The 9,308-nt window shown below is 72.1% G+C and carries 10 protein-coding genes and 1 pseudogene; 8 read left to right on the top strand and 3 right to left on the bottom strand.

Annotated features, from left to right (window positions below):
- On the bottom strand, positions 1–582 hold a 582-nt coding region (locus tag ETD96_RS34610; RefSeq protein ID WP_240808446.1), incomplete at its 3' end, for a CAP domain-containing protein.
- A gap of 737 nt (positions 583–1,319) precedes the next feature.
- Between ETD96_RS34610 and rplM the strand changes: the two genes are divergently transcribed.
- From rplM to glmM, 3 genes are all read left to right on the top strand, one after another.
- Positions 1,320–1,772 carry a 50S ribosomal protein L13 gene (gene rplM / locus ETD96_RS34605; protein ID WP_138640691.1) on the top strand — a complete coding sequence of 151 codons (453 nt, stop codon included), beginning with the start codon at positions 1,320–1,322 and terminating at the stop codon, positions 1,770–1,772.
- Between the two features lie 126 nt (positions 1,773–1,898).
- Positions 1,899–2,405 (top strand): 30S ribosomal protein S9, encoded by a 507-nt coding sequence (gene rpsI, locus ETD96_RS34600; protein WP_089324437.1) that lies wholly within the window; start codon positions 1,899–1,901, stop codon positions 2,403–2,405.
- 134 nt (positions 2,406–2,539) lie between these two features.
- On the top strand, positions 2,540–3,883 hold the full coding sequence (gene glmM, locus ETD96_RS34595; RefSeq protein ID WP_138640690.1) for a phosphoglucosamine mutase: 1,344 nt from the start codon (positions 2,540–2,542) through the stop codon (positions 3,881–3,883).
- On the opposite strand, the gene ETD96_RS34590 is transcribed toward glmM, so the two are convergent.
- Both ETD96_RS34590 and ETD96_RS34585 read right to left on the bottom strand, forming a co-directional pair.
- Complete coding sequence (locus ETD96_RS34590; protein WP_138640689.1) at positions 3,880–4,200, bottom strand: hypothetical protein; 321 nt, start codon at positions 4,198–4,200, stop codon at positions 3,880–3,882. The genes glmM and ETD96_RS34590 overlap by 4 nt on opposite strands.
- A 50-nt stretch (positions 4,201–4,250) precedes the next feature.
- Positions 4,251–5,102: an HNH endonuclease family protein gene (locus ETD96_RS34585; protein ID WP_240808445.1), complete on the bottom strand. Its 852-nt coding sequence runs from the start codon at positions 5,100–5,102 to the stop codon at positions 4,251–4,253.
- A gap of 123 nt (positions 5,103–5,225) precedes the next feature.
- Between ETD96_RS34585 and ETD96_RS34580 the strand changes: the two genes are divergently transcribed.
- The 5 genes and pseudogenes from ETD96_RS34580 to ETD96_RS34560 all read left to right on the top strand — a co-directional run.
- Positions 5,226–6,182, top strand: a complete 957-nt coding sequence (locus tag ETD96_RS34580; RefSeq protein WP_138640688.1) for a DUF389 domain-containing protein — start codon at positions 5,226–5,228, stop codon at positions 6,180–6,182.
- Between the two features lie 85 nt (positions 6,183–6,267).
- Entirely contained in the window at positions 6,268–7,230 is a 963-nt protein-coding gene (locus tag ETD96_RS34575) for an ABC transporter ATP-binding protein (protein ID WP_138640687.1), read from the top strand.
- Positions 7,227–8,105, top strand: a complete 879-nt coding sequence (locus ETD96_RS34570; RefSeq protein ID WP_138640686.1) for an ABC transporter permease — start codon at positions 7,227–7,229, stop codon at positions 8,103–8,105. The genes ETD96_RS34575 and ETD96_RS34570 overlap by 4 nt, the downstream gene beginning before the upstream one ends.
- Complete coding sequence (locus ETD96_RS34565) at positions 8,102–9,013, top strand: ABC transporter ATP-binding protein (RefSeq protein ID WP_132168990.1); 912 nt, start codon at positions 8,102–8,104, stop codon at positions 9,011–9,013. Before ETD96_RS34570 ends, ETD96_RS34565 begins: the two co-directional genes overlap by 4 nt.
- Positions 9,010–9,308, top strand: a pseudogene (locus tag ETD96_RS34560) (ABC transporter permease subunit); the annotation flags it as partial. The gene ETD96_RS34565 and the pseudogene ETD96_RS34560, both read left to right, overlap by 4 nt.

Here is a 9,308-nt window from a genome sequence, read left to right as displayed (position 1 = left end):
GTTCTCCGCTCCGGGGCTGGGGTAGCCGGCGTCCTCCATCCGCTTCCACGGGCTGTCGCCGTTGCGCGAGGTGTGGTCGAAGTAGCCGTTGGCGGCCATGTCGGCGGAGTGCTTGCGGGCCGCGGTGACGAGCCGCTGGTCGACGTGCAGCGGCCGGCAGCCGGCCTTGGCGCGCTCGGCGTTGGTGAGCGACACCACAGCCGCCTCCGCGTCGGCCGACCCCGCCGAACCGCCGGGCACGCGGGCGCCGCCGCCCGGCGTCCTGCTCCTCTCGGACGGCGTGCCGGGCTCGGACGGCTTGTCCGGCGTGCCTCCGCCGGGCGCGCGCATCGTCTTCAGCGGCGGTGTCGGCACACCCGCGTTCGGCGCGGGGGCGCCGGCCGTGGGCTTCTTGCCGCCCGCGGTGCCCGTCCCGGGCTCGGACCCGGTCGACGGGCCGCTCTGCGGCCCGGGCTCGACGATGTCGGGCGGGCGCGACTCGGGCCCGGACGCGGTGGTCCGCTCCGAGCGCAGCTCCGGCAGCAGCAGCCGGTCGATCGCGACGCCGATGCCGAGGGCCATGCTGGACGCGGTGACGGCCACGACGATGCCGGTGACGCTCTTGCGCCTGCCACCACCGTCCTTGCCGTGTGGCGGGCGTCCGGCGCCCTGGGAGTGCCTGCCACCGGATGGCGGGCTCGTGCGGGACGCGCCGCGCCGGGGGCGGCCACTGGCGACGAGCTCGTCGCCATACGGATTGGTGCGGCGGGGGGCGGCGGCAGGCGACGCGGCGCCGGGGCGCCCGTTGTACCCGGGCTGGCGGCGTCCGGCGGGATCACCTGGTCTGCGGGGAGTGGACAGCGGGGGCTCCCGGGTGCGGGCCGGCGCAAGCCGGCGTGGACCGGTCGCCCGGCACAATATCCCGCTATTCACCCCCTGTTACCAAGATAGACCAAAAAAGATCAATACTAGTACGGAGAGTGATCTGACCGCCGCTGACTGTTCCCATTTGAACCGACGGAGCGGGCGGCGGAACGGCCGCGCGGCCCCGAGGGCGCGGGCCGTTTTGACCCCTGGCCAAGGGGCCGAGTATCCTGCCTGTTTGTTGTGTGCGTCGTGCCCGCCGTCGGCGGGCTGGAGACGACGCGACCTGTCGGTGTGCCCCAGGAGTGTTCACGTCAGGCGACGTGGGCGCCGGTCCGGGCCCCGGCATCCCGGAGCGCCAGGTCGGACGATCCTCTGATCGGCGCGAGCAGGATTTCCGCTGACGGCGCTCGCCCGTGAGGGCGGGCGAGGATCGAAACCGCCTGTAAGTCGACGAGAAACGAAGGCCTACGACCGTGCGCACGTACACCCCTAAGCCCGCTGACGTCCAGCGTCAGTGGTACGTCATCGACGCGACCGATGTCGTGCTGGGCCGTCTCGCCAGTCAGGTCGCGCAGCTGCTACGGGGTAAGCACAAGCCGATCTACGCACCGCACCTCGACACCGGTGACTTCGTCGTCATCGTGAACGCCGAGAAGGTGGCGCTGTCCGGCAACAAGCTGGAGCAGAAGCGCGCCTACCGGCACTCCGGTTACCCGGGCGGCCTCCGCTCGGTGACCTACGCCGACCTGCTGGCCAAGCACCCCGAGCGGGCGGTCGAGAAGGCGATCAAGGGCATGCTGCCCAAGAACTCCCTCGGCCGGAAGATGTTCGGCAAGGTGAAGGTCTACGCCGGGCCGGACCACCCGCACCAGGCGCAGAAGCCGGTCCCGTTCGAGATCACCCAGATCAGCCAGCCCGCGAAGTGACACCCGCGCCCGTCCGGGCGCACGCAGAGACATCGCGCGCAGAGACATCGCACGCAGGCACATGAGGCCGCCGGGGCACCCGATGGACGGGCCAGCCGCCCTGGCTAGAACACCCCAAGGAGAACCGTGGACGACACCACCGGCGCCGAGGGCGTCGAGCTCGACTCGTACGAGGACGCGCCGTCCGAGTACAGCACCGAGACCCCCGAGGCGCCCGGCGAGGGCTACCTCGGCCAGCCGGTCGCGACCGGCCCCGCCGCCGGCACCGGCCGCCGCAAGCAGGCCATCGCGCGGGTCCGCATCGTCCCCGGCAGCGGCCAGTGGAAGATCAACGGCCGCACCCTGGACCAGTACTTCCCGAACAAGGTGCACCAGCAGATCGTGAACGAGCCGTTCGTGCTGCTGGGCCTGGAGGGCCAGTTCGACGTGCTCGCGCGCGTCAACGGCGGCGGCACCACCGGCCAGGCCGGTGCGCTGCGCCTCGGCATCTCCCGCGCGCTGCAGTTCGCGAACATCGAGCACCGCCCGGCGCTGAAGAAGGCCGGCTTCCTCACCCGCGACGCGCGGGTGCCGGAGCGCAAGAAGGCCGGTCTCAAGAAGGCCCGCAAGGCTCCGCAGTACAGCAAGCGTTGATCGACGGTACGAGCCGTCGCACCCCGTGCTCCCACGCGGCAGGTCCGCGTGGGGGTCGCGGCGGGTGCGGCGGCTCGTCCGCTTTTCCGGGGTCATCCAGTCCGGGGTCATCCAGTCTCATCGGGAGTTGAACTGTGGCTCGTCTGTTCGGGACCGACGGCGTGCGGGGGCTCGCCAACCGCGATCTGACCGCTCCGCTGGCCATGGACCTGTCCGTCGCGGCGGCGCGGGTGCTGGGCGAGCAGGGCGCGTTCAAAGGACATCGCCCGCTCGCCGTGGTCGGCCGCGACCCGCGGGCCTCCGGTGAGTTCCTGGAGGCGGCCGTCGTGGCGGGCCTCGCCAGCGCCGGGGTGGACGTGCTGCGCCTCGGCGTCCTGCCGACCCCCGCGGTGGCGTACCTGACGCACGCGCTGGACGCCGACCTCGGCGTGATGCTGTCGGCGTCGCACAACCCGGCGCCCGACAACGGGATCAAGTTCTTCGACCGCAGCGGCTACAAGCTCCCCGACGAGATCGAGGACCGGATCGAGGCGCGGCTCGGCGAGGCGTGGGAGCCGCCGACCGGCGCGGGCGTCGGCCGGGTCCGGGAGGCGCACGGCGCCGTCGAGCAGTACGTCGCGCACCTTGTCTCGACCGTCGCGGTGTCGCTGGACGGCCTGCGCGTCGTGGTCGACTGCGCGAACGGCGCGTCCTCCGACGTGGCCCCGGAGGCGCTGCGCCGCGCCGGCGCCGAGGTCTTCACGATCGGGACGGCGCCGGACGGCCTGAACATCAACTCCAACTGCGGTTCGACGCACCTGGAGGCCCTGCAGAAGGCCGTCCGGGAGCACGGCGCGGACGTCGGCATCGCGAACGACGGCGACGCCGACCGCTGCCTGGCCGTGACGGCGTCCGGCGAGGTCGTGGACGGCGACCAGATCATGGCGATCCTCGCGCTCGACCTCCGCGAGGCGGGCGCGCTGCCGTCCGACACCGTCGTCGCGACCGTGATGTCGAACCTCGGCTTCAAGCTCGCGATGCGCGAGGCCGGGATCACCGTGGTGGAGACCGCGGTCGGCGACCGGTACGTGCTGGAGGCGATGAAGGAGGGCGGCTTCGGCTTCGGCGGCGAGCAGTCCGGCCACGTCATCATGCTGGACCACGCCACGACCGGCGACGGCGTCCTGACCGGCCTGCACCTGGTCGCCGCGATGGCCCGGCGGGGCCGCCCGCTGGACGAGCTGGCCAAGGTGATGACCCGGCTGCCGCAGGTGCTCATCAACGTCAAGGACGTCGACAAGGCCCGCGCGAAGACGGCGCCGGAACTGGCCCAGGCGGTCGCGGCCGCCGAGGCGGACCTCGGCGAGACCGGCCGCGTGCTGATCCGGCCGAGCGGCACCGAGCCGATGGTCCGGGTGATGGTCGAGGCGGCGTCGCACGACCAGGCGCAGGCGGTCGCCGAGCACCTCGCCGGCGTCGTGAAGACCGTTCTGGGCTAGCGCTCGTCGATCTCCAGGCGCCCCACCTTGAGGTGCCTGATCTCCACGGTGCCGGCTTCGAGGTGGGCGATGACGGCGCGCTTCACGACGAGCTTGCCGATCGCGACGGCGCCGATCGCGAGCGCGCCGAGCGCCATCGAGCCGATCGCGAGCGAGCCGAGCCCGTTGCCGAGCCGCACCGTGAGCCCGGTCGCGGACGCCCCGGTCACCTCGGCGCCGGTGGCGCGGGCGCCGACGCCGCGCTCGGTGCGGACGCGGGGCGGTGCGCCGTTCGTCTCGGTCTCGCCGTCCTGCCTGTCGTCGGGTTCGTTGCTCATCGGACGAGCATATTCGGCCGTCCGGCGGCCTCCGCGCCGCCGCCCGGCGGTCAGCCGCCGCACAGGCCGAGCATGACCTCCTTGTCGGGGGCGGTGACCGGCAGGTCGTACTTCAGCGCCACCTGGGCGAAGCGGACGCCGTAGGAGCAGCGGACGGCCTTGTTCGGCGGCAGCCAGGACGCCGGACCGGAGTCGCTCTTGGCGCCGTTGAGCGGGCCGTCCACCGGGACGAGGTTCAGCGGGTCGTTGGCGAGGGACTCGCGCTTGCCCTTCGACCAGCGCGACGCGCCCATCTGCCAGCCGTACGACAGCGGGATCACGTGGTCGATCTGGACGGCGGTCGCGCGCGCCTTCTTCCACTTGATCGTCTTGCCGGAGTACGGGTCGGCCAGCGTGAGGGAGATGATCACGCAGTCGGACCCGGACCGGTAGCGGACCTCGGTGCCGTCGCGCTTCAGCAGGTCGTTGCGGGTGTCGCAGCCGTTGCGCGCGAACGGGACGCCGGGCGCGTTGTCCATCCACGCGTAGCCGAACTTCTCGCGCTCGTAGCCGGTCTTCGGCCCGCGCCCCTTGGTGGCGACCTTCGCGATGAGCGTGCGCGCCTTGGCCCGGTCGCCGGCGGCGGTGATGGCGGCGAGGCCCGGCTTGGTGCCGTCGGGGTTGTCGAGCGGGCTGGTCGCGTGCCCGTCGCTCCGGGCGGGCGCGCCGCCGCCGGGGGAGGCGGACGGGTCGCCGGCGCTCAGGGTCGCCTCGCAGCCGGTCGCCGCCGCGAGGCCGATCGCGAGCGCGCCCGCGACCAGCAGCCCGCGACCCGGTTCGCTCCTCCGCCCGTGCCGCATCGGGTCGTGCCGCATCGGGTCACGCCGCTTCTGGTCACGCCGCATCCGGTCGCGCAGCGCCATGCCGTCACCGCCCTGGGGGTTGGCTGTCCTTATTTTTCGCCAAAAGTAATGCAAATAACCGATCAAACCGTATGGGCTGGCGTCACGGTCACACGGGCCCGCCGTTTACGGCACCATTGGCCCGTGCTGCATCTCAGAGCGATCGTCCCGGCGGACCGCACCGACGCCGTCTGCCGGGCGCTGGACGCATGCGCCGGGGCCACCAACGTGGTCGTGATCGACGGCGCGGCCCGGTCGCCGCGCGGCGACCTGGTGACCGCCGACATCGCCCGCGAGTCCGCCAACGAGGTGCTGGACGCCCTGCGCGCCCTCAGCGTCGACCGGGACGGCTCCATCGCGCTCGACAAGGTCGACCTGACCCTCTCGGAGACCGCCGAGGCCGCCAAGGAGCGGGCGCCCGGGCACGGCGACGACGCCGTCGTGTGGGAGGAGCTGGACCGGCAGGTCAGCGAGGGCACGGCGCTGACCTGGTCGTTCGTCGCGTTCCTCGCGCTGGCCACGCAGCTCGCCGGGATCGCCGCGCTGATCGACTCGCCGGTGCTGGTGGTCGGCGCGATGGTCCTCGGGCCGGAGTTCGGCGCGGTCGCGGCGATCTGCTACGGGCTCGTCCGGTGGCAGCCGGTGCACATCCTGCAGGCCGTCCGGGCGCTGGTCGTCGGGTTCTGCGTCGCGATCGCGATCACCTATGTGTGCGCGCTGGTCAGCCGGTGGATCGGAGTGATCGAACTGGACCGGCTGCCCGCCGAGCGCCCGCTCACCGCGTTCATCTACAGCCCGGACCGCTGGTCGTTCATCGTCGCGCTGCTCGCCGGCGGCGCCGGGGTGCTGTCGCTCACCGCGGGCAAGTCGTCGGCGCTGGTCGGCGTCTTCATCTCCGTCACCACCGTGCCGGCCGCCGGGAACCTCGCGGTCGCGATGGCGCTCGAGCACGGCAGCGAGATCACCGGGTCGCTGCTGCAGCTCGCCGTCAACTTCGCCGGGATGATCATCGCGGGGGCGCTGACGCTGCTCGTCCAGAAGGCGCTGTGGGGGATGGTCCTGCGGAACGGGAGACGACCGGCCATCGGGCGGCGGACTTAGGTCGACGCCGCATCGGACGAAAGGCTGCCCCTGCATCGCCCTTGAGGGTGACGTGTCCCACCTTGACAGCCGCTAGGTTCGAAGCATGCCGATCATTGCCACCCAGGGCCTGACGATGAGGTTCCCCCGGGTGACCGCCTTGGACGACCTCTCCGTGGCCGTCGAACCGGGCGTCGTCGGGCTGGTGGGCGCGAACGGCGCCGGCAAGTCGACGCTCATCAAGATCCTGCTCGGGCTGCTGCCGCCGACCTCCGGCACCGCGACCGTGCTGGGGCTCGACATCGCGCGCGAGGGCCTGCGGATCCGGGAGAGCGTCGGGTTCATGCCCGAGTACGACTGCCTGCCGCCGGACGTGTCCGCGACCGAGTTCGTCGTGCACATGGCCCGGATGTGCGGGCTGCCCGCGACCGCGGCCCGCGAACGCGCCGCCGACACGCTCCGGCACGTCGGCCTCTACGAGGAGCGGTACCGTCCCATCGGCGGCTACTCCACCGGGATGCGCCAGCGGGTGAAGCTCGCGCAGGCCCTCGTCCACGACCCGAAGCTCGTGTTCCTGGACGAGCCGACCAACGGCCTCGACCCGGCCGGGCGCGACGAGATGCTCGACCTGATCCGGCGCATCGGCGCCGAGTTCGGGATCAGCGTCCTCGTCACCTCCCACCTGCTCGGCGAGCTGGAACGGGTCTGCGACCACGTGGTCATCATCGACGGCGGGAAGCTGCTGCGCTCCCAGGCCGTCGAGGCGTACACGGCCGCGAGCGGCGTGCTCACCGTCGAGGTCGACGAGGGGCGCGACGTGCTCGGGCGGCACCTGCACGAGCAGGGCGTGTCCGTCCACCCGGAGGGCCGGTTCCTCGTCGTCGACATCGCCGGCGAGACGACCTACGACCTGATCCGCGACGGTGTCGCCGACCTCGGGCTGCGGCTGATCCGGATGGAGCAGCGCCGCCACCACATCGAGGAGGTCTTCCAGACCGGGCCCGAGCCGCCGGGGCCGCCGGGCGTGCCGCCGGCCGCGGGGAGCGTGCCGCAGGAGGTGTCCGGATGAGCACGAGCACGATCCACGACATCGGGTACCGGCACTACGAGGGGCGCCGCAACGGCCGCTCCTACGTGCTGCGGTCCCTGTACGTCCACAACCTGCGCGCCGCGTTCGGCCTCGGCCGCCCCGCCCGCGCGAAGATCATGCCGTTCATCCTCGGCGCGCTCATGCTGCTGCCGGCCGCCGGGTCGGTCGCGGCGTTCGCGTTCACCAACGAGGAGGACGCGCTCATCCCGTACTCCGAGTACGCGGACCTGATGCAGGTCATCGTGGCGATCTTCCTGGCCACGCAGGCGCCGGTGCTGGCCTCGCGGGAGGTGCGCTTCCATGTCATCCCGCTGTACTTCTCCCGCCCGGTCGGCCATCTCGACTTCGTCGTGGCCAAGGCCGGGGCGATGGCGACCGCGCTGTTCGCGCTGCTGGCGGTGCCGGTCACCGTCCTGTACGTCGGCGGGCTGGTCACCAAGGCGCCCGACTCGGGGGAGCAGCTGCTGCGTTACCTCGGCGCGCTGGTCGGCTGCGTGCTGTACGCGCTGCTCCTCGCCGCCATCGGGATGGTGGTCGCGGCGTTCACCCCGCGGCGCGGCTTCGGCGTCGCCGCGGTCATCGCCGCGTACATGGTCCCGACCGCCGTCGCGGGCGCCGTCCAGGGCATCGCGGAGGCGGAGACGAACTTCACCCTCCAGGGCTGGATGGGGCTGCTGGCGCCGTTCAACCTGGTCGACATCGTCGAGGTCCGGCTGCTCGGCGCCGAGTCGGCGTCGCCCGGGATCGCGCCCGGCATCGCCGGAGGCGTGGTCGCGCTGGCGGTGTGCGCCGCCCTCGTCCTGGGCTCGATCGCGATCCTTTACCGCCGGTTCCGGAAAGCGGGCCTCTCATGAGTGAGCTGATCCTCGACAAGGTGTCGCGCTGGTACGGCAACGTCGTCGCCGTCAACGGCGTGTCGATGAAGGTCGGGCCGGGCGTGACCGGGCTCCTCGGGCCGAACGGCGCCGGGAAGTCGACGCTCATCCACATGATGGGCGGGTTCCTGCAGGCGTCGTCCGGGTCCGTCACCCTGGACGGGACGCCGCTGTGGCGGAACCCCGACGTCTACCGCCATCTCGGCCTCGTCCCGGAGCGGGAGTCGGCGTACGACTTCCTCACCGGCGAGCAGTTCATCGTCGCGATGGCGAAGCTCCACAAGCTGCCCGACCCGGCCGCCGCCGCGCGCCGCGCCATCGGCCTCGTCGAGATGGAGTACGCCGCCGCCCGGCAGATCGGCAACTACTCCAAGGGCATGAAGCAGCGCATCAAGATGGCGTCCGCGCTGGTGCACGACCCGCCCGTCCTGCTGCTGGACGAGCCGTTCAACGGCATGGACCCGCGGCAGCGGCTCCAGCTGATGGACCTCATCCGCCGGATGGCCGACGAGGGCCGCACGATCCTGTTCTCGTCGCACATCCTGGAGGAGGTCGAGCGGCTCGCGACCCATATCGAGGTGATCGTCGCGGGGCGGCATGCCGCGTCCGGCGACTTCCGCAAGATCCGGCGGCTGATGACCGACCGGCCGCACATCTTCCTCGTCCGCTCGTCCGACGACCGGCGGCTCGCCGCCGCGCTCATCGCGGACGGCTCGGCCCGCAGCGTCCAGCTCACCGAGAAGGGCCTGCAGATCGAGGCCGTCGACTTCCAGCGCTTCACGTGGCTGCTGCCGCAGGTCTCGCGGGACGCCGACGTGCGGCTCTGGGAGGTCTCCCCGGCGGACGAGTCCCTGGAAAGCGTCTTCTCCTACCTGGTGGCCCGATGAACTCCACGATCGCGATGATCACGTTCCGGTCGATGCTCGGCCGCAAGCGTGCGCTGCTCCTGCTGGGACTGCCGCTGATCCTGCTCGTCCTGGCGGCCATCCTCCGCGCGACCGGCAACAACGACCTGGACGTCTCCTCCGGCGTCCTGCAGCAGTTCGGCCTCGCGACCCTGCTGCCGCTGCTCGCGCTGATCGCCGGCACCGGCGTGATCGGGCCGGAGATCGACGACGGCCAGATCATGTACGTGCTGACCAAGCCGATCCCGCGGGAGGTGATCGTGCTGACCAAGCTGGC

This window comes from Actinomadura geliboluensis (assembly GCF_005889745.1).
In the GTDB taxonomy this organism is placed as follows: domain Bacteria; phylum Actinomycetota; class Actinomycetes; order Streptosporangiales; family Streptosporangiaceae; genus Spirillospora; species Spirillospora geliboluensis.
Note: the sequence above shows the minus strand (reverse complement) of the source record. Positions and strands in the feature narration are given on the sequence as shown.

What these genes read in the sequence shown, in the direction of transcription:
- ETD96_RS34565 (WP_132168990.1), top strand. Translation starts at nt 8,102, where the DNA reads ATGAGTGAGCTGATCCTCGACAAGGTGTCGCGCTGGTACGGCAACGTC.
- ETD96_RS34570 (WP_138640686.1), top strand. Translation starts at nt 7,227, where the DNA reads ATGAGCACGAGCACGATCCACGACATCGGGTACCGGCACTACGAGGGG.
- ETD96_RS34585 (WP_240808445.1), bottom strand. Translation starts at nt 5,102, where the DNA reads ATGGCGCTGCGCGACCGGATGCGGCGTGACCAGAAGCGGCGTGACCCG.
- ETD96_RS34590 (WP_138640689.1), bottom strand. Translation starts at nt 4,200, where the DNA reads ATGAGCAACGAACCCGACGACAGGCAGGACGGCGAGACCGAGACGAAC.
- ETD96_RS34575 (WP_138640687.1), top strand. Translation starts at nt 6,268, where the DNA reads ATGCCGATCATTGCCACCCAGGGCCTGACGATGAGGTTCCCCCGGGTG.